The sequence below is a fragment of the Mycolicibacter hiberniae genome, from assembly GCF_010729485.1.
Taxonomy (GTDB): Bacteria; Actinomycetota; Actinomycetes; order Mycobacteriales; family Mycobacteriaceae; genus Mycobacterium; species Mycobacterium hiberniae.
The window spans coordinates 192,202-215,841 of the sequence record NZ_AP022609.1 but is presented as its reverse complement, the minus strand read 5'-3'; the positions used below and the strand labels follow the sequence as shown (position 1 = coordinate 215,841).

General features: G+C 67.1%; 18 protein-coding genes. 2 read left to right on the top strand and 16 right to left on the bottom strand.

Features of this window, described 5'->3' with window-relative positions; translation table 11 throughout:
• Positions 1-11: 11 nt before the first annotated feature.
• From G6N14_RS01025 to G6N14_RS00990, 8 genes are all read right to left on the bottom strand, one after another.
• Positions 12-1,226: an NAD(P)/FAD-dependent oxidoreductase gene (locus tag G6N14_RS01025; RefSeq protein ID WP_109559751.1), complete on the bottom strand. Its 1,215-nt coding sequence runs from the start codon at positions 1,224-1,226 to the stop codon at positions 12-14.
• Entirely contained in the window at positions 1,223-2,053 is an 831-nt protein-coding gene (locus G6N14_RS01020; protein WP_085134914.1) for a mycofactocin-coupled SDR family oxidoreductase, read from the bottom strand. The genes G6N14_RS01025 and G6N14_RS01020 overlap by 4 nt, the downstream gene beginning before the upstream one ends.
• Positions 2,054-2,104: 51 nt before the next feature.
• Positions 2,105-2,911 carry an SHOCT domain-containing protein gene (locus tag G6N14_RS01015; RefSeq protein WP_085134913.1) on the bottom strand — a complete coding sequence of 269 codons (807 nt, stop codon included), beginning with the start codon at positions 2,909-2,911 and terminating at the stop codon, positions 2,105-2,107.
• Between the two features lie 102 nt (positions 2,912-3,013).
• Complete coding sequence (gene tuf, locus G6N14_RS01010; RefSeq protein WP_085134912.1) at positions 3,014-4,204, bottom strand: elongation factor Tu; 1,191 nt, start codon at positions 4,202-4,204, stop codon at positions 3,014-3,016.
• 91 nt (positions 4,205-4,295) lie between these two features.
• On the bottom strand, positions 4,296-6,398 hold the full coding sequence (gene fusA / locus G6N14_RS01005; protein ID WP_085134911.1) for an elongation factor G: 2,103 nt from the start codon (positions 6,396-6,398) through the stop codon (positions 4,296-4,298).
• 76 nt (positions 6,399-6,474) lie between these two features.
• Positions 6,475-6,945, bottom strand: a complete 471-nt coding sequence (rpsG, locus tag G6N14_RS01000) for a 30S ribosomal protein S7 (RefSeq protein WP_064997884.1) — start codon at positions 6,943-6,945, stop codon at positions 6,475-6,477.
• Positions 6,945-7,319, bottom strand: coding sequence for a 30S ribosomal protein S12 (rpsL, locus tag G6N14_RS00995; protein WP_007767794.1), 375 nt, complete (start codon positions 7,317-7,319; stop codon positions 6,945-6,947). Before rpsL ends, rpsG begins: the two co-directional genes overlap by 1 nt.
• 255 nt (positions 7,320-7,574) lie before the next feature.
• On the bottom strand, positions 7,575-8,204 hold the full coding sequence (locus G6N14_RS00990; RefSeq protein WP_085134910.1) for a TetR/AcrR family transcriptional regulator: 630 nt from the start codon (positions 8,202-8,204) through the stop codon (positions 7,575-7,577).
• A 134-nt stretch (positions 8,205-8,338) separates the two neighbouring features.
• Between G6N14_RS00990 and G6N14_RS00985 the strand changes: the two genes are divergently transcribed.
• Both G6N14_RS00985 and G6N14_RS00980 read left to right on the top strand, forming a co-directional pair.
• A complete protein-coding gene (locus G6N14_RS00985) occupies positions 8,339-8,707 on the top strand; it encodes a DUF3060 domain-containing protein (protein ID WP_085134909.1) in 369 nt (122 codons plus the stop codon).
• Positions 8,704-9,111, top strand: coding sequence for a DUF3060 domain-containing protein (locus G6N14_RS00980; protein WP_085134908.1), 408 nt, complete (start codon positions 8,704-8,706; stop codon positions 9,109-9,111). Before G6N14_RS00985 ends, G6N14_RS00980 begins: the two co-directional genes overlap by 4 nt.
• A gap of 33 nt (positions 9,112-9,144) precedes the next feature.
• Here G6N14_RS00980 and G6N14_RS00975 read toward each other — a convergent pair whose 3' ends face one another.
• The 8 genes from G6N14_RS00975 to rpoB form a co-directional block, all read right to left on the bottom strand.
• Positions 9,145-9,909, bottom strand: a complete 765-nt coding sequence (locus tag G6N14_RS00975; RefSeq protein ID WP_085134907.1) for a crotonase/enoyl-CoA hydratase family protein — start codon at positions 9,907-9,909, stop codon at positions 9,145-9,147.
• A complete protein-coding gene (locus G6N14_RS00970) occupies positions 9,906-10,616 on the bottom strand; it encodes a PaaX family transcriptional regulator C-terminal domain-containing protein (RefSeq protein WP_407663153.1) in 711 nt (236 codons plus the stop codon). Before G6N14_RS00970 ends, G6N14_RS00975 begins: the two co-directional genes overlap by 4 nt.
• A 22-nt stretch (positions 10,617-10,638) precedes the next feature.
• Positions 10,639-11,574 carry a crotonase/enoyl-CoA hydratase family protein gene (locus G6N14_RS00965; protein WP_085134905.1) on the bottom strand — a complete coding sequence of 312 codons (936 nt, stop codon included), beginning with the start codon at positions 11,572-11,574 and terminating at the stop codon, positions 10,639-10,641.
• 12 nt (positions 11,575-11,586) lie between these two features.
• The gene (locus tag G6N14_RS00960) at positions 11,587-13,227 is read right to left on the bottom strand and encodes an acyl-CoA dehydrogenase family protein (protein ID WP_085134904.1); all 1,641 of its coding nucleotides are present in this window, start codon (positions 13,225-13,227) and stop codon (positions 11,587-11,589) included.
• Between the two features lie 319 nt (positions 13,228-13,546).
• The gene (locus tag G6N14_RS00955; RefSeq protein WP_085134903.1) at positions 13,547-14,305 is read right to left on the bottom strand and encodes a deoxyribonuclease IV; all 759 of its coding nucleotides are present in this window, start codon (positions 14,303-14,305) and stop codon (positions 13,547-13,549) included.
• A gap of 34 nt (positions 14,306-14,339) precedes the next feature.
• A complete protein-coding gene (locus tag G6N14_RS00950; RefSeq protein WP_085134902.1) occupies positions 14,340-15,821 on the bottom strand; it encodes a glutamate-cysteine ligase family protein in 1,482 nt (493 codons plus the stop codon).
• A 133-nt stretch (positions 15,822-15,954) separates the two neighbouring features.
• Positions 15,955-19,905 carry a DNA-directed RNA polymerase subunit beta' gene (locus tag G6N14_RS00945; RefSeq protein ID WP_085134901.1) on the bottom strand — a complete coding sequence of 1,317 codons (3,951 nt, stop codon included), beginning with the start codon at positions 19,903-19,905 and terminating at the stop codon, positions 15,955-15,957.
• 38 nt (positions 19,906-19,943) lie between these two features.
• Positions 19,944-23,489 carry a DNA-directed RNA polymerase subunit beta gene (gene rpoB / locus G6N14_RS00940; RefSeq protein WP_109559743.1) on the bottom strand — a complete coding sequence of 1,182 codons (3,546 nt, stop codon included), beginning with the start codon at positions 23,487-23,489 and terminating at the stop codon, positions 19,944-19,946.
• Between the last annotated feature and the right edge of the window lie 151 nt (positions 23,490-23,640).

The following is a 23,640-nucleotide window of genomic DNA, read 5'->3' as shown; positions in this document are numbered from 1 at the left end:
GGCCGATCGGCCTACGGGCTGAGCACCTCGGAGATCGGGGCTCCCGCGGCGATCTTGCCCCGCGCCCCCATCACCTTGCCGGGCCGTCCGGCGCCCACCACCCCGGCCAGCACGCCGTTGCGCTCGTAGTAGGCCAGGAACTTGTGGCCGTCGTCCTCGACCAGGTGCACGGTGTCGGTGGCCTCCGGCTCGCCCAGGCACTGGATCTTCACGTCGTACTGGTCGCTCCAGAAATACGCCGGCACCGCCACGTCGTGCAGCGACTCCCGGCCCAGCATGTTCGGGACCATGGCGCGGGCCTGGGCGACGACGTTGCTCCAGTGCTCCACCCGCACCTGATGCCCCTCGCGGCCCCGCCAGAAGGCGACGTCGCCGACCGCCCACACCCGGGGCGCGCTGGTGCGCCCGGTCGCGTCGCACACCACCCCGTTGTCCAGCTCCACACCGGAGCCCTCCAGCCATTCGGTCGCCGGCCGCGAGCCGACTCCGAGCACCACCACGTCGGCCGCCAGTTCGGTCCCATCGGTGAGCACCACGGTCTCTACGCGTCCCGCGCCGCGAACTTCGGCCACCCCGACGCCGCTGCGCACATCGACCCCGTTGGCCCGGTGCAGCCGCGCCACCAGTTCGCCGATCTGCTCACCGAGCACAGCGGCCAGCGGCGCCGGCTGCGGCTCGACCAGGACCACCTCCAAGCCCAGCTTGCGCAGACTGGCCGCCGCCTCACAACCGATGAAGCCGGCCCCGATCACCACCGCCCGGCCGGCCCCGGCCGCGTCGTCGCGCACCGCCAGGCTGTCCTGGAAGGACCGGATCACCCGGATTCCGTCGAGGTCGGGCAGGCTCGGGATGCGCCGCGGCACCAGCCCGGTGGCGATCACCAGGTGGTCGTAGCCGAGCACGGTGCCGTCGGCCAGGGTCACTTCCTGCGCCGCGGTGTCGACGCTGCGGGCACCGCAGCCCAACCGCAGGCTGATGTCGTGCTGGGCGTAGAACTCGGGGGGCTCCAGCGTGGTGTCGTCACGCTCGCCGCGCAGCACCTCTTTGGTCAGCGGCGGCCGGTCGTACGGCGGGCGGGTCTCGTCGGAGACGATCGTGATCGGGCCCGCGTATTCCGCGCGCCGCAGTTCCTCGGCTGTGCGCACGGCCGCCAGTCCGCCGCCGACGATGACGATCCCGTTGTCGGGCACCACTATCCCCCTGTTCTGCCGACCAGAGGCGATCAGTACTTGAGCGCGCCCTTGTCGACCTGGATCTGGACTCCCGTCAGGATTCCAGAGCCATCGCCAGCCAACCAAACCACCACGTCGGAGACCTGATCAGGCGTCATGAACGTCTGCGGGTGCAGTGGCATCGGGGGGAACGCGTGCAGATAGTCCGGCCGCTCGGTGAAGATCTCGGCCATCACCTGCGGCTCGATCATCGGAGTGTCCACCGAGTAGGGATGAATCGAGTTCACCCGGATGCGGTGCGCCCCGACTTCGAGGGCCAGCGTGTTGGTCAGGCCCACCAGCGCGTGCTTGCTCGCGGCGTAGTGGCCGTTGCCCGGGGTGGCCTTCAATCCCGCCGAGGAGCTGACGATCACGATGGATCCGCCGTTGTCGGCCGCGATCATCGCCGGCACCGCCGCACGGATGGTGCGCCAGGTGCCGGTCAGGTTCACGTCGATCACGGTGTTCCACTGCTCGTCGGTGAGCTCCCACAGCCGGCCCCAGCTCAGCACCCCGGCGTTGGCGACCAGGACGTCGAGGCGGCCGAATTGCTCGACGCCGTCAGCGACCAGGCTGCGCAGCCCTTCGTCGTCGCGGACATCCACCGGACGGGCCAGCACCTTGCGGCCCTGCGCTTCGACAGCGCTGACCATCTCGGCGAAATCTTCGGGGTTGGCCGCGGGATAGGTGATGGAGTCCGACACCGGACCGCAGATGTCGGTGGCGATGATGTCGGCGCCGGCGGCCGCCAGCCGGATCGCGTGCGAACGGCCCTGACCGCGCGCCGCGCCGGTCACGAAGGCCACCTTGCCCTGCAGATTGTGGTTCTGGCTCTCGCTCACCTGACGAGGCTAACAGCTCGATATAGAACGTGTTCTACCGATCGGGGACCGTCATAGCTCGGCGATGATCTGCTGGCGCTTCTGGTGGTACTCGTCGTCGGTGACGACTCCTTCCTGGCGCAGAACCTCCAATTCCTGCAGGCGCTCTCCCGCCGATCTCGGCTCGACGGCGTCCCGGCCCGCCGCCGCCTCGGTGCTCTGCTCGGCGGCCTGACGGACCACCGCGGCCACCTGCTGACGCACCGCCGGGTCGGAGCGGATGTCGATCTGGCCCTGCACCGGGATGCCGTGCGCCCGCAGGATCTGCAGAAGCTTCATCACCGGGCCGGTGTGGCCGGTCAGATCGTAGGTCTTGTTGTCCTCGGCGAGGGTGAACCGTGCCGGGACCGTGCCGCCCAGCAGCGCGCTGCGCTGCCAATCGACGTAGAAGTCGTTGGTGGTGGGGTCGACCAGGACGGCAAGCCGGCGCGCGGTGATCACCGGCAACCGGTTCAGGGTGGCCAACACACGGTCCTGGGTGTCGAACGGCGCCAGACCCGGCCCTTCGATGTGCAGGTCGAGTTTGACCAGCGGCTGGTTGTTGACCCGGGTCGAGGTCTCGTGAATGGCGACCACCTGCGCCAGGGCCAGCACGCCGTGCTGTTCGAGGTACTGCTGCCGGCTCGCGGCCTTCGCTCCGTAGCCGGTCCACAGCACCGCGGCCACCACGTCAGCACAGGTGACCGCAATGCCCCAGTAGAGCATCCATTCCAGTCCCGCCAGCCGGCCGAAGCCCAGGTAGCAGATCAGGAAGATGGGCCCCACCAGCCCGCCGAACAACAGAACCATGAACTGGGCTTTCAGGTAGCGCCATACCATGTGCCACAGAATATCGCCGCGCCGGGTTCTCGCCGGCAAATACGAAAGCCCCCTTCCCGCGCGGGGAAGGGGGCTTTCGCCTCTGCTGTCGCAGAAAGAGAACTACTTGATGATCTTGACGACCCGGCCGGCGCCGACGGTACGACCACCCTCGCGGATGGCGAACCGCAGACCCTCGTCCATGGCGACGGGCTGGATCAGCTTGACGGTCATCTCGGTGTTGTCACCGGGCATCACCATCTCGGTGCCCTCCGGCAGCGTCACGACACCGGTCACGTCCGTGGTCCGGAAGTAGAACTGCGGACGGTAGTTGTTGAAGAACGGCGTGTGGCGACCACCCTCGTCCTTGGACAGGATGTAGGCCTGACCCTCGAACTCGGTGTGCGGGGTGGTGGTGCCGGGCTTGACCACAACCTGGCCGCGCTCGACGTCCTCACGCTTGATACCACGGATCAGCAGACCGACGTTGTCACCGGCCTGACCCTGGTCCAGCAGCTTGCGGAACATCTCGACACCGGTGACGGTGGTCTTGGTGACGGTGGGCTTGATGCCGACGATCTCGACGTCCTCGTTGACGTTGATCACGCCACGCTCGACACGTCCGGTGACCACGGTGCCACGACCGGTGATCGTGAACACGTCCTCAACGGGCATCAGGAACGGCTTGTCGGTCTCGCGGACCGGGTCCGGGATGGACTCGTCGACGGCGTCCATCAGGTCCTCGACGGACTTGACCCACTTCTCGTCGCCCTCGAGGGCCTTGAGAGCCGACACCCGGACCACCGGGGCCTCCTCGTCGAACTCCTGGGCACCCAGCAGTTCGCGGACCTCCAGCTCGACGAGCTCGAGCAGCTCCTCGTCGTCGACCATGTCGGACTTGTTCAGCGCCACCAGGATGTAGGGCACACCGACCTGACGGGCCAGCAGCACGTGCTCGCGGGTCTGCGGCATCGGGCCGTCGGTGGCCGCGACCACCAGAATCGCGCCGTCCATCTGGGCGGCACCGGTGATCATGTTCTTGATGTAGTCGGCGTGGCCCGGCGCGTCGACGTGGGCGTAGTGCCGCTTCTCGGTCTGGTACTCAACGTGGGAGATGTTGATCGTGATACCGCGCTGACGCTCTTCGGGAGCGTTGTCGATCTGGTCGAACGCACGCGACTCGTTGAGGGCCGGGTACTTGTCGTGCAGAACCTTGGTGATAGCCGCGGTCAGCGTGGTCTTGCCGTGGTCAACGTGACCGATGGTCCCGATGTTGACGTGCGGCTTCGTCCGCTCGAACTTCGCCTTCGCCACTTCTTGTCCTCCTGGACTTGTTGGTGCTGGGTTACAGCAGGATTGATCTTTTTTGGTTTGTGCCACCGTAGCGGCACGGGCGCGAAGTTAGTTACTCGCCCGTTGCCTTCGCGATAATCTCCTTCGACACCTGCGCCGGCACTTCGGCGTAGGAGTCGAAAACCATGGAGTAGTTCGCCCGGCCCTGGGTCTTCGACCGGAGGTCTCCGACGTAGCCGAACATCTCCGACAGCGGCACCAGCGCCTTGACGACACGCGCACCGCTGCGCTCCTCCATGGCCTGGATCTGACCACGGCGGGAGTTCAGGTCGCCGATCACGTCGCCCATGTAGTCCTCGGGCGTGGTGACCTCAACGGCCATGATCGGTTCCAGGATCACCGGCTGCGCGGCAGCGGCAGCCTTCTTCAGCGCCTGCGAGCCGGCAACCTTGAATGCCATCTCGGAGGAGTCGACGTCGTGGTACTGACCGTCGGTCAGGGTGACCTTGATGTTGACCAGCGGGTAGCCGGCCAGCACGCCGTACTGCATGGCGTCCTGGGCCCCGGCGTCCACCGCGGGGATGTACTCGCGGGGCACGCGGCCACCGGTGACCTTGTTCTCGAACTCGTAGGTCGCACCGTCTTCACCGGTGAACGGTTCAATGTCGATGAGGACCTTCGCGAACTGGCCCGAGCCACCCGTCTGCTTCTTGTGGGTGTATTCGACCTTCTCCACCTTGCGGCGGATGGTCTCCTTGTAGGCCACCTGCGGCTTGCCGACGTTGGCCTCGACCTTGAACTCGCGGCGCATGCGGTCCACCAGGATGTCCAGGTGCAGCTCGCCCATGCCGCCGATCACGGTCTGGCCGGTCTCCTGGTCCAGGTGCACCTTGAACGTCGGGTCCTCTTCGGCCAGCTTCTGGATCGCCAGGCTCAGCTTCTCCTGGTCGCTCTTGGTCTTGGGCTCGATGGCCACCTCGATGACCGGAGCCGGGAACGTCATCGACTCCAGCACGATCTGGTTGTTCGGGTCGCACAAGGTGTCGCCGGTGGTGGTGTCCTTGAGGCCAATCATCGCGTAGATGTGGCCGGCAAACGCCGAGTCGACCGGGTTCTCCTTGTTGGAGTGCATCTGGAACAGCTTGCCCAGCCGCTCCTTCTTGCCCTTGGTCGAGTTGACCACCTGCGTGCCGGACTCCACCTTGCCCGAGTACACCCGAACGTAGGTGAGCTTGCCGAAGAACGGGTGCACCGCGATCTTGAACGCCAGCGCCGAGAACGGCTCGTCGATGCTGGGCTTGCGGCTGATGATCTCGTCTTCCTTGCCGGGCACGTGGCCCTGCACCGACTCGACGTCCAGCGGCGACGGCAGGTAGTCGATCACCGCGTCCAGCATCGGCTGGACACCCTTGTTCTTGAACGCGCTGCCGCACAGCACCGGGTAGAGCTCCGAAGAGACCGTCAGCTTGCGGATGCCGCCCTTGATCTCCTCGGTCGAGAGCTCCTCGCCCCCGAGGTACTTCTCCAGCAGAGCCTCATCGGTCTCGGCGACGGCTTCCAGCAGAGCCGTCCGGTACTCGTCCGCCTTGTCCGCCAGATCGGCCGGGATCTCGATGGTCTCGTAGGTCTCACCGAGCTTGGTCTCGCCGCGCCACACCTTGGCGTTCATCTCGACCAGGTCGACGATGCCCTCGAAGTCGTTCTCCGCACCGATGGGCAACTGGATCACCAGGGGCCGGGCACCGAGGCGCTCTTCGATGGTGCGCACGGTGAAGTAGAAGTCCGCACCGAGCTTGTCCATCTTGTTGACGAAGCAGATCCGGGGCACGTCGTACTTGTCGGCCTGCCGCCACACCTGCTCAGACTGCGGCTCCACGCCCTCCTTGCCGTCGAACACGGCAACGGCGCCATCAAGGACACGCAGGGAGCGCTCCACCTCGACGGTGAAGTCGACGTGGCCCGGGGTGTCGATGATGTTGATCTGGTTTTTGTTCCAGAAGCAGGTCACCGCGGCGGAGGTGATGGTGATGCCGCGCTCCTGCTCCTGCTCCATCCAGTCGGTCGTGGAGGCACCGTCGTGCGTCTCACCGATCTTGTAGTTGACGCCGGTGTAGTACAGGATCCGCTCGGTCGTCGTCGTCTTACCCGCATCGATGTGCGCCATGATGCCGATATTGCGGACCTTGTTCAGGTCAGTCAGCACATCCTGTGCCACAGCAGTCTTCCCACTCTTTCGGTTACTTCAATTGCTTGTTGTCGCAGGCGCGTCGGCGGTCAGGCCGCCGACGTGATCACCAGCGGTAGTGCGCGAACGCCCGGTTGGCCTCGGCCATCTTGTGGGTGTCTTCACGCCGCTTGACCGCAGCGCCCAGGCCATTGCTGGCGTCCAGGATCTCGTTGGCCAGCCGCTCGATCATGGTCTTCTCCCGGCGAGCCCGCGAGAAGCTGACCAGCCAGCGCAGCGCCAGCGTGGTGGAGCGCTCGGCACGCACCTCGACCGGCACCTGGTAGGTGGCACCACCGACGCGGCGGCTGCGGACCTCCAGCGCCGGCTTGACGTTGTCCATCGCACGCTTGAGCGTCACAACCGGGTCGGTACCGGTCTTCTCCCGAGCCTGCTCGAGAGCGCCGTAGACGATGCGCTCGGCCAGCGACTTCTTGCCGTCGAGCAGCACCTTGTTGACCAGCTGGGTGACCAGCTGCGATCCGTAGACCGGGTCGTTGACCAGCGGACGCTTGGGTGCGGGGCCCTTGCGCGGCATCAGCTCTTCTCCTTCTTCGCGCCATAGCGGCTGCGGGCCTGCTTGCGGTTCTTGACTCCCTGGGTGTCCAGCGAGCCGCGAATGATCTTGTAGCGCACACCCGGCAGGTCCTTCACACGCCCGCCACGCACCAGCACCATCGAGTGCTCCTGCAGGTTGTGACCCTCACCCGGGATGTAGGCGGTCACCTCCACCTGGCTGGTCAGCTTGACACGCGCCACCTTGCGAAGTGCCGAGTTCGGCTTCTTGGGGGTGGTGGTGTACACGCGGGTGCACACGCCCCGACGCTGCGGGCTGCCCTTGAGGGCCGCAGTCTTCACCTTGGCGACCTTGTCGCGGCGGCCCTTACGGACCAGCTGCTGAATGGTTGGCATCTACCGGCTTCCTGTATCGCTGTTCAAAACTCTCGTAAAACCTGCAGTCTGTGCCCCACCGCTACCCCGCGGTCGGGCGTGTCGCATGGACCGCCGCGGATTACTCCGCTGCATAATGGACATGCGAATTGGGCCAGGCGCGCGCGTTATGTCACCAAACGCGCCTCGGTGGCCAGGCACGAGCTACCACATTACCCGCCAACACTCTGGCAGGTCAAAGCGCGTCGACGCCGGCCTGCTGCACCGGCCCCGCGGCTACTCGGTGCGGCTGTCCATCGCCGAAGCCAGCCGGCGCACCATATCGGCGAAGACGGCGTCGGTGTCGACGTCGTCCATGACTCCGGTCATCTCCAGCAGCACAAATCCGTGCATGGCCGCCCAGAACTCCAGGGCCGCGTGAAAAGCCCGCTCCCCTTCGAGGCCATAGGACATCAACACCTCGATGACCGGGGCGGCAGCGCGAGTGGCGGCGGCGGTGTACTCCGGGTCCTCGCCGCCCAGCGGCATCCGGGTGAACGCCGAATACCGGCCCGGGTGATGGTGGGCATAGCTGCGGTAGGCGCCGGCCATCGCCAACACCGCGTCATCGCGGGCGCGGCCCTGGCCGACCTGGGTCAGCATCTCGAGGATGTCGTCGATGACACGCATGCGCATGGCGCGCCGCAGGTCGCCCAGGCTGTGCACGTGGTTGTACAGCGACGGCCCCTTGGTGCCCAGCTGCGTGGCCAATGCGTTGATAGTCAGGGCATCCCAGCCCTCCCGGTCCAGGAAGTTCAGGGCAGCGTTGACGATGCCGTCGCGGCTCAGCTTGACCGGGCGCGCCCCCGATTTGCCGTTGGCGCGCGAGCGACCCCCCGTGGCGGGCGGGTCGGGTCGAGCTGACATGGAGTACGCCCTTCACATTGGCCGGAGGAGGTCAGCACAGAACTCTAATCGACCGATCAGAGGGGAACCCGAGTACGCGCCAGCGCGTCCGACGTAAGCTGTGCCGAATTGCGTCTGGTGAGAGGTAACCGTCGATGAAATGGACCGCGTGTGCCGGCGCGCTGCTGGCTCTGGCAGCCGGTTGCCTGGGCGGCGCCGCGAGCACGCACGCGGTGCCCGGTGACATCCACATCTACGGGGTGCACGAGACGCGCGTTCTGGACTGCGACGGCGGCACGCTGTTCGTCAACGGTGTCAATGTGACCGTCCACGCGATGGGCAGTTGCTGGGCGGTGACCATGCAGGGTTCGCAGAACACCGTGATCGCCGAGAACATCGTCAACGACGTCACCGTGTACGGCTACGACCAGACCGTCTACTACCACAACGGTGATCCACTGCTGTTCGACCGCGGACGCGAGCTGGGGATGACCAACCGGCTCCAACGCGTACCGGCGGCGTGACCGGCGTTCGCCGGCTCTACCGCTGCCCGCTGGTGGCCGGCGGGATCGCGCTGCTGGCGGTCGTGCTCACCGGCTGCGGGTCGCCGGCGCCGAAATCCGCGCGGATCGCCAAGAGCTACGGCGGGCAGTTCTCCGACATGCTCAGCTACGCGTCGTTCGGCGCGACGTCGGCCCTGGACTGCGCTGATGGCAAGTCGCTCACCGTGGCCGGTTCCAACAACACGCTGACGGTCCGGGGCAGCTGTGAGGCGGTCGACGTCAGCGGTGCCGACAACCGCATCACCATCGAGCGCATCGGCAAGACGCTGACGCTGACCGGGCTCAACAATTCGGTCACCTATCGCAACGGGGAGCCCAAGGTCGACGATCGCGGGTCGGGCAACACCGTCACCGCGCGACGCTGACGGGCACCGCCCGCTGGGCACCCGGGCCCGCGCTCACGCTTTGGCGCCGTGGCGGCCGGCACCGCCGGCGAACCGGTCCGCCCCGCGCAGCGCCTCATCGGCCACCCGCGCGATGCTGTCGAATTCCTGATCCAGCGCGTGGGATTCGGTCAAGCCCCACTGCCGCAACGCCGACAACCGGTCCGAACGCAGGCAGCCCTGCGGCAGTTCGGCCAGGTCGAGGGCCAACCGCTCTGCCGCCCGGCGGGCGTGGCCGGGGGGGACCACCCGATTGGCCAGGCCGATTGCCAGCGCCTCCTCGGCGTTCACCGCCCGGCCGGTGAGGATCATGTCCATAGCGCGGCTGTGCCCGATCAGCCGAGGCAGTCGCACGGTGCCGCCGTCGATGAGCGGCACCCCCCATCGCCGGCAGAAGACCCCGAACACCGCGTCGGCCTCGACCACCCGCAGGTCGCACCACAGCGCCAGTTCCAGGCCCCCGGCCACCGCGTGGCCGCTCACGGCGGCGATCACCGGTTTGGACAACATCATTCGGGTGGGCCCCATGGGACCGGGACCGCTGCGGTGGGTCTGATTGGCGGCGGGGGTGCCGAATGCTTTGAGATCGGCCCCTGCGCAAAAGGTTCCGTGGTCTCCCCACAACACCGCCACCGACGCCGCCTGGTCGCGCTCGAACTCGTCGAAGGCCTGATACAGCGCGGCGGCGGTCGGGCCGTCGACGGCGTTGCGCGCCTGTGGCCGGTTGAGGATCACCGTGGTGACCGGGCCGCTGCGCTCCACACGTACCGCATCGTTCATTGCAAGACCGCCTCTCGGCTCGCGTCGCGGCGCGAGACCAGTTCGTCCGCGAACTCCGCGTAGCGACTGCGGATTCGCGCCCCCGGCCAGTCCGCCGGAAGCAGTTCGGTGGGCAGCACCGGGTCCCGGCGCAGGTGACGGACCATGGCTGCGGCGACGACGAAGCGGGCCGGTATGTCCGGCGCCTCGGCCATGGCGGCGAGCAGCTCGTGGCCGGTCTGGGCCCACCCGGTCAGGTCCCACAGCGTGGCAGCCAGTTCGTCCGGATTGTCGTCGCGCGCGATGAGCAGCCGGGTGTGCTGTTTCAGGCCGTCGAGCTCGGCGGCGATATTGTCCGGGCGCATCCAGAACCCCTCGCGCAGTTCGGCGAACCGCCGCTCGGACAGCCCCGCCCGCAGGCCCGCCCGGGTTCGCGCGTCGCAGCCGACGCTGGTGATCACCACGGCCAGCCAGTCGCCGCCCCAGGCGGTGGTCTGCGGGTCCAGGGCGGCGTCCTGTCGGCGCTGGCGCTCGAGCAGACGCTCGGACAGTCCGTAGCCCTCGGCGGAGCGCACCAGGTCGCCGGCGGCGACCAGCCGGGTCAGCGCCACTCGCAAGGCGGTCTCCTTGATGCCGAAACCAGCGGTGAGGCGCAACAATTCACCCGCGGTAGCCGAGGCCGGGTGCGCCCCCAGGAGCACCGACAGGACTACCGAGCGCGCTGTCATCCGTACCGGCATGCGTGGCGTCCTAAACCCCGGAGGCCTGCCGGCCGTAGTCCCCGAACGGCTCGTCGCGGTGCCGCACGGCGTCGCGGAACCCATGCGCCACCGCGTCGGCGACGAAGGCGTGGCCTTCGGGCGTGTGCCGTGCCACCCCGTCGAACACGGTGCTGACCATCCGGCTGGTGGCCACGCCCTGTTGCAGCAGCGCAGTGTTGAGCGCGAGCTTGGCCATGATCAGCTGGTTGACCGGCATCGCGGCGATGCGGGCCACCAGGCGCTCCGTGCGCTCATCGAGGTCGGCCGGATCGGGAGCCTCGATCGCCAGCCCCCATTCGGCGGCCTGCGCGCCGGTGATGCAGTCGCCGGTCAGCAGGAGGCGTTTGGCGCGCTGGTCGCCGAGCCGGTGCGCCCACAGTCCCGCCGCCGGCACTCCCCACACCCGGGCCGGCGGATACCCGATCTTTGCGTCGGATGCCGCGATCACCTGATCGGCGTGCAGTGCGATATCGGTGCCGCCGGCCACGCAGTAGCCGTGGATTTTGACCACGGTCGGCTTGTCGGCGTACATCAGCGACGCAAAGCCCCGAACGAAACGGCTCATCATCTGGTAGTCGGTCATCGGGTCCCACGGCTTGTCCGGGCGATGGTTGGCGGCTTGGGTCTTGCCGTCGAGCACGGTGCCGCGGTAGTCCTCCCCGCCCGCCGATGCGGACCCGTCGGCGTAGGCGCCCAGGTCGAAGCCCGCGCAGAATCCCTCGCCGCGGCCCGATACCAGGATCACGTGCACATTTGGGTCCAGATCGGCTCGCTCGACCAGTGCCGACAGTTCCCGTGGAGTGTCGGCGGTGATCGCGTTGCCGTGCTCGGGGCGGTCGAAGGTGATCCGGGCGACGCGGTCGGTGACCTCGTAGGTCATGGTCCGCAGGTTGTCGAATTCGACCGGGGCGATGTGGTGCCGCATGGCGTGCCGGCCTCAGCCCTTGACCAGCGCGCGCTCGATGATCGGTCCGAGGTCCAGACCGGCCGGCAGGGTGCCGAATGCACCGCCCCACTGGTGCGCGAGCCGGGTCGCCAGGAAGGCCTCGGCGACAGCCGGGTGGCCGTGGCGCACCAGCAGCGCACCCTGCAGCGCCAGGCAGATGTCCTCGGCGACTTTGCGGGCCTGGATCTGGGCGGCGACGAGGTCGGATCCGAGGCCGGCAAGTTGGGTCTGCAACGCTGCGACGTGGGAGTCGAGGCGCTGATCCTGCCCGGCGGCGCCGGCGAGCTCGTCGAAGAGCACGTCGACCGATTGCGGGGCGGTGGCCAGCGCGCGCAGCGTGTCCAGGGCGCTGACGTTGCCCGACCCCTCCCAGATGCCCATCAGCGGCGCCTCCCGATACAACCGCGGCATCAGCGAGTCCTCGATGTAGCCGTTGCCGCCCAGGCACTCCATCGCCTCGGCGGCGTGCGGCGTGGCGCGTTTGCAGACCCAGTACTTGGTGGCCGCCAGGCCGAGCCGGCGCAGCAGGCCCTCGCGCTCGTCGCCGCGCACCGCCTTGTCCGTGGCGCCGGCCATCCGCATCGCGACCATGGTGGCCGCCTCAGCCTCCACGGCCAGGTCCGCCAGCACGTTGCGCATCAGCGGTTGATCGATCAGGTACGCGCCGAACGCCTTGCGGTGCGCAGCGTGGTAGGTGGCGCGTGCCAGCCCCATCCGCATGCTGGTCGCGCTGCCCAGCGCGCAGTCCAGCCGGGTGAGGTTGACCATCTCGATGATGACCGAGACGCCGCGGCCCTCCTGTCCCACCAGCCACGCGGTGGCGCCGTCGTATTCGACCTCGCTGGAGGCGTTGGCGTGGTTGCCCAGTTTGTCCTTGAGCCGCTGCAGCCGCATCCGGTTGCGGGTGCCGTCGGGCAGGATGCGGGGCAGGAAGAAGCAGCTCAGCCCACCGGGCGCCTGCGCCAGCACCAGGAACACGTCGCACATCGGCGCCGAGGTGAACCACTTGTGGCCGGTCAGCGCGTAGCTGCCATCGGCGTTGGGCACCGCCTGGGTGGTTCCGGCGCGCACATCGGAGCCGCCCTGCTTCTCGGTCATCGACATGCCCGCGGTGATTCCGGCTTTGGCTGCCGGCACCTTCAGCTCGGGGTCGTAGACGCGGCTGGTCAGCAGCGGCTCGTAGGTCTTGGCGAGTTCGGCGTTGTTGCGTAGTGCGGGCACGACCGCGTACGTCATCGAGATCGGACACATGTGGCCCGGCTCGGCGGTCCACACGCCGGTCTGCGCGCCGCGGACGACGTGCGCGCCGGGCCGCGGGTCGGCCCACGGGGCTGCGTGCAGGCCGTGCGCTATCGCGGCGCGCATCAACTCGTGGTAGGCCGGGTCGTATTCGACCTCGTCGATCCGGTTGCCGACCACGTCGTGGGTGTGCAGCACCGGGCGGTTGCGGTCGGCCAGCTGGCCCCAGCGTTGCACCTGCTGGGATGCGGACAGGGCTCCGAGTTCGGTGACCGCGTCGACGCCCCACTGGCCGCCCTCGCGGATCAGTGCCTCGATCAGGACCGGGGACGACGCGGGGTTGAACCCCTCCAGCGGAAGTACCTGGTTGGTGACGATATGCGTGTCGGCCATAACCGGAATATTACTGTTATTCCACGCATGCACAATGGCTGTAACCGCAGGGAGCCAGACGCAATAAACGGCGGTCACAACCTGAATTCGGGAGTTCAGGCCGTGACCGCCGTCGATTTTGAGGCGCCGGACTAGGCGCTGCGCATTCCCCCTACGCCATGCTGCTCAGACATGTGGACCCCCTCCAGTGCTGAGACGACGAGTGTGCGCAGCCGCCGTAGTCACGGCGCCTACAAACAGTTGTAGCACAGAACCAACCAGATGTCACGCCGTTTGACATGAATCAGCCATAAGGAATGGTTTTAGGGCGTCAGCAGTATCAGCCCACTCTGTCCCGCAGGAACGCGATGTCGGCCTTGCGGCCCTCCTCCGCGGTTTCGCAGATCACCGGCGCACCGGCAGCCTTGACCACCGCGACCAGCAGGTCCGGATCGATCTGCCCGGTGCCGAAGTTGGCGTGCCGGTCGCGCCCGGAACCCGGGGCGTCCTTGGAGTCGTTGCAGTGCACCAGATCGATGCGTCCGGTGATCGCCTTGATGCGCTCCGCGGCGTCGGGCAGGGATTCCCCGGCCGCCCAGGTGTGGCAGGTGTCCAGGCAGAACCCGACGCCGGTATCGCCGATGTGGTCCCACAGCTTGGCGATGGTGTCGAAGTGCCGCGCCATCGCGTACTCGCCCCCGGCGGTGTTCTCCAGGTACACCGGGACCGTGGTCTCCAGGCGGTCCAGCGCCTTGCGCCATCGGACGAAACCCGCCTGCGGATCGTCGTCGTCGGCGGTGACGTGGCCGCCGTGCACGATCACCGCGACCGCGCCGACGTCGGCGGCGGCGTCGCAGGTCTGCTGCAAGACGGTGCGCGACGGGATGCGCACCCGGTTGTTCGGCGAGGCGACGTTGATCAGGTAGGGCGCGTGGACATAGATCGGCAGCGCCGCCGCGCGCAGTTGCGCCGCGTCGTCGCGGGGCTTGGGAGGCTTCCAGCTCTGCGGGTTGCCGAGGAATATCTGCACCACCTCGGCCCCCTCGGCCTCGGCGGCTGCCAGCGGATTCTGCGGGCGCACATGGGATCCGATCAACACGGCGGCCAGCCTACCGGCGCCGCGACGCCGACGGTCAGTCCAGATCGATCGGCCAGGTGTGCACCGGCTGGTTGGTGTGCATGTGCGTGCAGTAGCGGCGCAGCATCTCCGACAGTGCGGCAGTCCGGCTGGCGCCCCGCTCCTGCAACGCCCGAACCGTCGCCACCTGCCAGGTGGCGCCGTTGCGTCCGGTCGTCACCCGATCGGCGATGATCCCCAGGTAGTGGTCGACCACCTCGGCTGCCACGCCCCATTCCTCCAGACCCTGCCGGGCCAACGGCAGCAGCACGCGCCGCGTCAACTCCGCCGCACTCACCTCGCCCAGACCCGGCCAGAACAGCCGGGCCGCCATGCCGTGGCGCGCCGCCCGCCGAAAGTTGTCGTGGGCCACCGCAAAACCCAACTGGGTCCACAGCGGACGCTGCTCACGGGCCAGGCGGTGCAGCAGGCCGTAGTAGAAGACCGCGTTGGCCACCATATCGGCGACCGTAGGACCCGAAGGCAGGACGCGGTTCTCCACCCGCAGGTGCGGCCGGCCGTCCACGACGTCGTAGACCGGTCGATTCCAGCGGTAGACGGTGCCGTTGTGCAGACGCAGCTCGGCCAGCTGCGGGGTGCGGCCCTGCGCGAGTTCGTCGGCCGGGTCCTCATCGGAGATCTCGGGAAGCAGCGACGGAAAGTAGCGCACGTTCTCCTCGAACAGGTCGAAAATCGAGGTGATCCACCGTTCACCGAACCAGACCCGGGGCCGCACGCCCTGGTTCTTCAGTTCGTCGGGGCGGGTGTCGGTGGATTGGGCGAACAACTCCACCCGGGTCTCCGCCCAGAGCCGATGGCCGAAGAAGTAGGGCGAATTGGCGCCGATCGCCAGTTGCGGGCCGGCCACCACCTGCGCGGCATTCCAGTGGCTGGCGAAGTCTGACGGCGAGACTTGCAGGTGCAATTGTGTACTGGTGCAAGCCGATTCCGGCGCGATGTCTCCGACGTGCAGGTTCAGCGGCTCCGGGCCGTCGATGTCGATGTCGATGTCTTCGCCGCGGGCGGCGAAGATCGAGTCATTGAGCGCCACATACCGCGCCGAGTCACTCATCCAGTCCCCGGACAGATGATCGGGCATCAGCGTCGGCAGAATCCCGATCATCACGATCCGCGCGTCGTGGGCGCGGGCCTTGGCCTCGGCGGCATTGAGCCGGGCCCGCACCTCAGCTTCGAGATCCAGCGCGGACAGCGCCGTGAACTGCCGGGGCGGCACGTTGAACTCGATGTTGTAGGAACCCAATTCCCGCTGAAATGCCGGATCGTCGATCGATGACAGGACACCGGCGTTGGCCATGGTCGGCAGGTAGTCGGCGCCGATCAGGTTGCCCTCGATCTCCATGCCGGTCAACGGCGGATCGCAGTCGAAGCTGGCCTGAGCCAGCATCGTCTCGAAGACATCCAGGCATTGCTGGATCTTGTGCCGGTACTGGCGGCGCTGGGTGCGGGAAAAGGTGGTGTCCTTGAGTTCGTCCCCCATGCCAACGATGCAACCTTGCCGGCTGCCGGGCCGCAACCTTGCGTGCTCACGACGGGCGCAGCGCCGCTGTTTCGGCCTGCGAGCCAATGAGAAGAGCCCCGGAGCGCTGCTCCGGGGCTCTTCTCGTTGCCGACTAGCGGTAGTCGCTGTACCCGTAGTCGTCCAGCGGAACCGCGGCGCCGGTGGCGGCGCCGAAGTCCGGGCTGTAGTACTGATCCTCGTAGGACGGGATCGTGTACGCAGCGGCCCGGGCCTCTTCGGTGGGCTGAACGGCGATGTTGCGGTACCGGTTGATGCCGGTGCCGGCCGGGATCAGCTTGCCGATGATCACGTTCTCCTTCAGGCCCTGCAGCTTGTCGCTGCGGCAGTTGATCGCCGCATCGGTCAGCACGCGGGTGGTCTCCTGGAAGGAGGCCGCCGACAGCCACGAGTCGGTGGCCAGCGATGCCTTGGTGATACCCATCAGCACCGGACGCCCAGCCGCGGGCTCGAGGCCCTCGGCCACCACCCGCCGGTTCGCCGTCTCGAACTCGGCCCGCTCGGTCAGCGAACCGGGCAGGAACTCCGTGGCGCCCGAGTCGATGATGGTCACCCGGCGCAGCATCTGCCGGACGATCACCTCGATGTGCTTGTCGTGGATCGACACACCCTGGGCCCGGTAGACCTGCTGGACCTCGTTGACCAGGTGGATCTGCACCTCACGGGGCCCCTGCACGCGCAGCACCTCGTGCGGGTCGGCAGAACCCTCCATGAGCTGCTGTCCGACCTCGACGTGGTCGCCGTCGGCCAGCAACCGCTCCGAGCCGTCCTCGTGCTTGAACACGCGCAGCCGCTGACGCTTGGGCAGCTTGTCGTAGACCACTTCCTCGCCACCGTCGTCCGGCACGATCGTGATCTTGTAGAACTTCTCGCCCTCTTCCAGCTGCACCCGCCCGGCGACGTCGGCGATCGGCGCCTTGCCGCGCGGCACCCGCGCCTCGAACAGTTCCTGCACCCGCGGCAGACCACCGGTGATGTCTTCACCGACACCACCCTGGTGGAAGGTACGCATGGTCAGCTGCGTGCCGGGCTCACCGATGGACTGGGCGGCGACGATACCGACCGCCTCACCGATGTCCACCAGCTTGCCGGTTGCCATCGAGCGGCCGTAGCACGTTGCGCAGACCCCGGTTCCGGTGGCGCAGGTCAGCACCGAACGCACCTTGACGGTGGCGACACCGGCCGCCAGCAGCGCCTCGATCGACGGGTCGCCCAGGTCGTGTCCGCGCTCGACCACAACGTTGCCGTTGCTGTCGACCGCGTCCACGGCCAGCGTGCGGGCGTACGCCGAGGTCTCGACGAACGGGTTGCGGATCAGCGATCCGTCGGCCTGCACCTCGGCCAAGTCGACGATGATGCCGCGCTCAGTGCCGCAGTCGTGCTCGCGCACGATCACGTCCTGGGACACGTCCACCAGACGACGGGTCAGGTAACCCGAGTCGGCGGTACGCAACGCGGTGTCCGCCAAGCCCTTTCGGGCGCCGTGGGTGTTGATGAAGTACTCCAGCACGGTCAGGCCCTCACGGAAGGAGGACTTGATCGGCCGCGGGATGAACTCACCCTTGGGGTTGGTCACCAGACCCTTCATGCCGGCCAGCGTCCGGGTCTGGGTGAAGTTACCCGTCGCACCGGAGTCCACGATCGTGATGATCGGGTTGTCGGACGGGTAGTGGTCACGCAGCGCCTGACCCACCTCCTCGGTGGCTTCCTTCCAGATCTCCACCAGCGCCTCGTTGCGCTCGTCCCGGTTGAGAGCACCACGCTGGAACTGCTTCTCCAGCTTGTCGGCGCGCTCCTCGTAGGCGTCGAGGATCTCCTTCTTGCGCGGCGGCACCAGCACGTCGGCCATCGACACCGTGACCCCCGAACGCGTGGCCCAGTAGAAGCCGGCGTCCTTGAGCTTGTCCACGGTCTGCGCGACCACGATCATCGGGTAGCGCTCGGCCAGGTCGTTGATGATGACGGCCTGAACCTTCTTGTGCATCTGCTTGTCCACGAACGGGTACCCGGCCGGCAGCAGCTCGTTGAACAGGACCCGGCCCAGCGTGGTCTCGGCGATCCAGGCGCCGCCCGGGCGCCAGCCGTTCTCGCCGAACAGCTCGGTCTCCACCTCAGCCGGCGGCCGCAGCTGGTCCAGCCGCACTTTGATCCGCGCCCGCACGCTCAACGCGCCGCGGTCCACGGCCATGATCGCCTCAGCCGGCGAGGAGTACACGCCAGACTCCGGGCGGTCCTTGGCGGCCGGAGTGTATTCGCCTGTGTCACCTTTGATCTCGGTGGTCAGGTAGTACAGGCCCGTGACCATGTCCAGTCGCGGCATGGCCAGCGGACGGCCCGACGCCGGCGACAGGATGTTGTTGGAAGACAGCATCAGGATGCGGGCCTCGGCCTGCGCCTCGGCGCTCAGCGGCAGGTGCACAGCCATCTGGTCGCCGTCGAAGTCGGCGTTGAAGGCTTCACAGACCAGCGGGTGCAGCTGGATCGCCTTGCCTTCCACCAGCTGCGGCTCGAAGGCCTGAATACCCAACCGGTGCAGCGTGGGTGCACGGTTGAGCAGCACCGGGTGCTGGGCGATGACCTCTTCGAGGACGTCCCACACCTGGGGGCGCTGCCGCTCCACCATCCGCTTGGCGCTCTTGATGTTCTGGGCGTGGTTCAGGTCGACCAGTCGCTTCATCACGAACGGCTTGAACAGCTCCAGTGCCATCAGCTTCGGCAGACCGCATTGGTGCAGTTTGAGCTGGGGACCGACGACGATCACCGAACGGCCCGAGTAGTCGACACGCTTGCCGAGCAGGTTCTGACGGAACCGGCCCTGCTTGCCCTTGAGCAGGTCGCTCAAGGACTTCAGCGGGCGGTTGCCCGGTCCGGTGACCGGCCGGCCACGACGGCCGTTGTCGAACAGCGCGTCGACCGACTCCTGCAGCATCCGTTTCTCGTTGTTGACGATGATCTCGGGCGCACCCAGATCGATCAGTCGCTTGAGACGGTTGTTGCGGTTGATGACCCGGCGGTACAGGTCGTTGAGGTCACTGGTGGCGAACCGGCCACCGTCGAGCTGGACCATCGGGCGCAGCTCCGGCGGGATCACCGGCACCGCGTCGAGCACCATGCCCATCGGGGAGTTGCCCGACTGCTGGAACGCGGCGACCACCTTCAGTCGCTTGAGGGCGCGAAGCTTCTTCTGGCCCTTGCCGTTCTTGATGATGTCGCGCAGCGACTCGGCCTCGGCGTCGATGTCGAAGGTCTCGATGAGCTTCTGGATCGACTCGGCACCCATGGCGCCGGTGAAGTACTCGCCGTAGCGATCCACCAGCTCGCGGTAGACGGTCTCGTCGACGATCAGCTGCTTGGGAGCCAGCTTGACGAAGGTGTCCCAGATGTTGCCGAGGCGGTCCAGCTCGCGCTGGGCACGATCGCGCAGCTGGCGCATCTCGCGTTCGCCGCCGTCGCGAACCTTACGGCGCACGTCGGCTTTGGCACCCTCGGCCTCGAGCTCGGCCAGGTCGGCCTCGAGCTTCTGGGCACGGGCTTCCAGGTCGGCGTCGCGCTGGTCCTCGACCGACTTCTTCTCGACGACCATCTCGGCTTCCAGGGTGGAGAGCTCGTTGTGGCGCATCTCGGTGTCGACGCTGGTGATGACGTAGGCCGCGAAGTAGATGATCTTCTCGAGGTCCTTGGGTGCCAGGTCCAGCAGGTAGCCCAGGCGCGACGGCACGCCCTTGAAGTACCAGATGTGAGTGACCGGGGCGGCCAGTTCGATGTGGCCCATCCGCTCACGACGCACCTTGGCGCGAGTTACCTCGACGCCACAGCGCTCACAGATGATGCCCTTGAAGCGCACCCGCTTGTACTTGCCGCAGTAGCACTCCCAGTCGCGAGTCGGTCCGAAGATCTTCTCGCAGAACAGGCCGTCCTTCTCGGGCTTGAGCGTGCGGTAGTTGATCGTTTCCGGCTTCTTGACCTCGCCGTAGGACCATTGCCGGATGTCCTCCGCGGTCGCCAGGCCGATGCGGAGCTCATCGAAGAAGTTGACGTCTAGCACGTAACTCCCTTTCCCCTTGCGGGATTAGTAACTAGTAACTAGGCCAGGTCTTCCACAGAAGCGGATTCGTTGCGGGACAGGTTGATTCCCAGGTTGGCGGCTGCCCGCTCCAGGTCTTCGTCCTCGCCTTCGCGCAGCTCGATCGCCGCACCGTCCTTCGCGAGCACCTCGACGTTGAGGCACAGGGACTGCAGCTCTTTGAGCAGCACCTTGAAGGACTCCGGGATGCCCGGCTCGGGGATGTTCTCGCCCTTGACGATCGCCTCGTAGACCTTGACCCGGCCGACGGTGTCGTCGGACTTGATCGTCAGCAGCTCCTGCAGCGTGTACGCCGCACCGTAGGCCTGCATGGCCCAGCACTCCATCTCACCGAACCGCTGGCCACCGAACTGCGCCTTACCACCCAGCGGCTGCTGGGTGATCATCGAGTACGGACCGGTGGAACGCGCGTGAATCTTGTCGTCCACCAGGTGGTGCAGCTTCATGATGTACATGTAGCCGACGGTCACCGGGTACGGGAACGGCTCACCGGAGCGGCCGTCGAACAGCTGCGCCTTGCCGTCGCCGTTGACCATGACTTCACCGTCGCGGTTGGCCAACGTCGAGGACAGCAGGCCCTGCAGCTCGGCCTCCTTCGCGCCGTCGAACACCGGGGTCGCGGTGCGGGTGTCGGGTCCGGCGGAGTAGAGCTCCTCGGGGAGCTGATCCGCCCAATCCGGCGTACCGGCCGCCACATCGATGTTCCAGCCGGTCTTGGCGATCCAGCCCAGGTGGGTCTCCAGGATCTGACCGATGTTCATACGCCGCGGCACACCGTGGGTGTTCAAGATGATGTCGACCGGCGTGCCGTCCGGCAGGAACGGCATGTCCTCCGCCGGCAGGATCTTGCCGATGACGCCCTTGTTGCCGTGGCGGCCGGCCAGCTTGTCACCGTCGGAGATCTTGCGCTTCTGCGCGACGTAGACACGCACCAGCTCGTTGACACCGGCGGGCAGCTCGTCGTCGTCCTCGCGGGAGAACACCCGGATGCCGATGACCTTGCCGGACTCACCGTGCGGCACCTTCAGTGAGGTGTCGCGGACCTCGCGAGCCTTCTCGCCGAAGATCGCACGCAGCAGCCGCTCTTCGGGCGTCAGCTCGGTCTCACCCTTGGGGGTGACCTTGCCGACCAGGATGTCGCCGTCGCGGACCTCGGCACCGATACGCACGATGCCGCGCTCGTCGAGGTCGGCCAGCACCTCATCGGAGACGTTCGGGATGTCCCGGGTGATCTCCTCGGCGCCCAGCTTGGTGTCGCGGGCGTCGATCTCGTGCTCCTCGATGTGGATCGAGGTCAGCGTGTCCTCCTCGACCAGCCTGTTGGACAGGATGATCGCGTCCTCGTAGTTGTGCCCTTCCCACGGCATGATCGCCACGAGCAGGTTCTTGCCCAGGGCCATCTCACCGTTGTCGGTGCACGGGCCGTCCGCGATCACCTGACCGGCCTCCACGCGCTGGCCGGCGTCGACGATCGGACGCTGGTTGGCGCAGGTGCCGTGGTTGGACCGGTTGAACTTGCGCATCCGGTAGGTCTGGCGGGTGCCGTCGTCGGCCATCACCGTGACGTAGTCGGCGGACACCTCCTCGATGACACCGGTCTTGTCGGCGACGATCACGTCGCCGGCGTCGATCGCGGCGCGCAACTCCATGCCGGTGCCCACCAGCGGCGCCTCGCTGCGCACCAGCGGAACCGCCTGACGCTGCATGTTGGCACCCATCAGGGCACGGTTGGCGTCGTCGTGCTCGAGGAACGGGATCATGGCCGTGGCCACCGACACCATCTGGCGCGGGGAGACGTCCATGTAGTCGACCTCGGCCGAAGACACGTACTCGACCTCGCCGCCCTTACGGCGCACCAGCACGCGCTCCTCGGCGAAGTGGCCGTCGTCCTCCAGCGGCGAGTTGGCCTGCGCCACGACGTGGCGGTCCTCCTCGTCGGCGGTCAGGTAGTGGATCTCGTCGGTGACCACACCGTCGACCACCTTGCGGTAGGGCGTCTCGATGAAGCCGAACGGGTTGACCCGTGCGTACACCGACAGCGACCCGATCAGGCCGATGTTGGGGCCTTCCGGGGTCTCGATCGGACACATCCGGCCGTAGTGGGACGGGTGCACGTCACGAACTTCCAGGCCGGCCCGCTCCCGGGACAGACCACCCGGGCCCAGCGCCGACAGGCGGCGCTTGTGGGTCAGGCCCGACAGCGGGTTGTTCTGGTCCATGAACTGGGAGAGCTGGCTGGTGCCGAAGAACTCCTTGATCGCGGCGACCACCGGGCGGATGTTGATCAGGGTCTGCGGCGTGATGGCCTCGACATCCTGCGTCGTCATCCGCTCACGGACCACCCGCTCCATCCGGGACAGGCCGACCCGGATCTGGTTCTGGATCAGCTCACCCACGGTGCGCAGCCGCCGGTTGCCGAAGTGGTCGATGTCGTCGACCTCGACGGGAACCTCGACACCGCCCGGCACCGTCATGGTGGCCGAGACGCCGTCCTGAGCGGCCTGGTGCAGGCGCACCAGGTACTCGATGGTGGCCACGATGTCCTCTTCGGTCAGGGTGGTCGCCTGCGCCTCGCCCGGGTTGGCGGTCAGACCGAGCTTCTTGTTGATCTTGTAGCGACCCACCCGCGCCAGGTCGTAGCGCTTCTCCTTGAAGAACAGGTTCTCCAGTAACGCCTGCGCGGACTCCTTGGTGGGCGGCTCGCCCGGCCGCAGCTTGCGGTAGATGTCCAGCAGCGCCTCGTCGGGGCTGGCGGCGCTGTCTTTCTCCAGCGTCGACATCATGATCTCGGAGAAGCCGAACCGCTCCCGGATCGCCTCGGAGGTCCAGCCCAGCGCCTTGAGCAGGATGGTGACCGGCTGACGGCGCTTGCGGTCGATACGGACGCCGACCAGGTCGCGCTTATCGACGTCGAACTCCAGCCAGGCGCCGCGGCCCGGGATCACCTTCACCGAGTGCAGCGTCTTCTCGGTGGACTTGTCGATGTTGGCGTCGAAGTACACGCCCGGCGAACGCACCAGCTGGGACACCACCACGCGCTCGGTGCCGTTGATGATGAACGTGCCCTTCTCGGTCATCATCGGGAAGTCACCCATGAACACCGTCTGGCTCTTGATCTCGCCGGTGTTGTTGTTGATGAACTCCGCGGTGACGAACAGCGGGGCGGCATACGTCATGTCCTTGTCGCGGCACTCGTCGACCGGCGCCTTGACCTCGTCGAACCGCGGGTCGGAGAACGACAGCGACATGGAGCCGGAGAAGTCCTCAATCGGGGACAGCTCTTCGAGCACGTCTTCAAGGCCACCCTTGGGCGCAGCACCGGTCTGCTGGGCCATCTTCTCGCGCCACTGCGGCGCCCCGATCAGCCACTGGAACGAGTCCGTCTGCACGTCGAGCAGACCCGGAACCTCGAGAGGTTCACGCAGCTTGGCGAAGGACACCCGGTTGGGGGCCCCGGGCACGGAGCTGTTGGGAGAATTGTGGGTAGTACCTGAGGCGTTCTTTTTGCTCTGGCGCGAGACTGCCAAGATGCATCCTTCCAGCACCTAATGCGGCCAGCGGACCCCGGTTCTCACCGGGCCCGTTCGCTGCGAATATCGACCGTTGGTTGGGCTGGCGAACGCTCTGTCCGGCTCACGCACAGCCCAACCACGAGGTGACAGTCCTGAATCGAGCCGAAAGATCTGGCTCAGGCTG

Bases quoted from the DNA above. Each gene is read 5' to 3' on its own strand.
- G6N14_RS00950 (WP_085134902.1), bottom strand. From the start codon at position 15,821: ATGGGGGACGAACTCAAGGACACCACCTTTTCCCGCACCCAGCGCCGC.
- rpsG (WP_064997884.1), bottom strand. From the start codon at position 6,945: ATGCCGCGCAAGGGCCCCGCACCCAAGCGTCCGCTGGTCAACGACCCG.
- G6N14_RS01015 (WP_085134913.1), bottom strand. From the start codon at position 2,911: ATGGTATGGCGCTACCTGAAAGCCCAGTTCATGGTTCTGTTGTTCGGC.
- G6N14_RS00990 (WP_085134910.1), bottom strand. From the start codon at position 8,204: ATGTCAGCTCGACCCGACCCGCCCGCCACGGGGGGTCGCTCGCGCGCC.
- G6N14_RS00985 (WP_085134909.1), top strand. From the start codon at position 8,339: ATGAAATGGACCGCGTGTGCCGGCGCGCTGCTGGCTCTGGCAGCCGGT.
- G6N14_RS00975 (WP_085134907.1), bottom strand. From the start codon at position 9,909: ATGAACGATGCGGTACGTGTGGAGCGCAGCGGCCCGGTCACCACGGTG.
- G6N14_RS00965 (WP_085134905.1), bottom strand. From the start codon at position 11,574: ATGCGGCACCACATCGCCCCGGTCGAATTCGACAACCTGCGGACCATG.
- G6N14_RS00960 (WP_085134904.1), bottom strand. From the start codon at position 13,227: ATGGCCGACACGCATATCGTCACCAACCAGGTACTTCCGCTGGAGGGG.
- G6N14_RS00970 (WP_407663153.1), bottom strand. From the start codon at position 10,616: ATGACAGCGCGCTCGGTAGTCCTGTCGGTGCTCCTGGGGGCGCACCCG.
- rpsL (WP_007767794.1), bottom strand. From the start codon at position 7,319: ATGCCAACCATTCAGCAGCTGGTCCGTAAGGGCCGCCGCGACAAGGTC.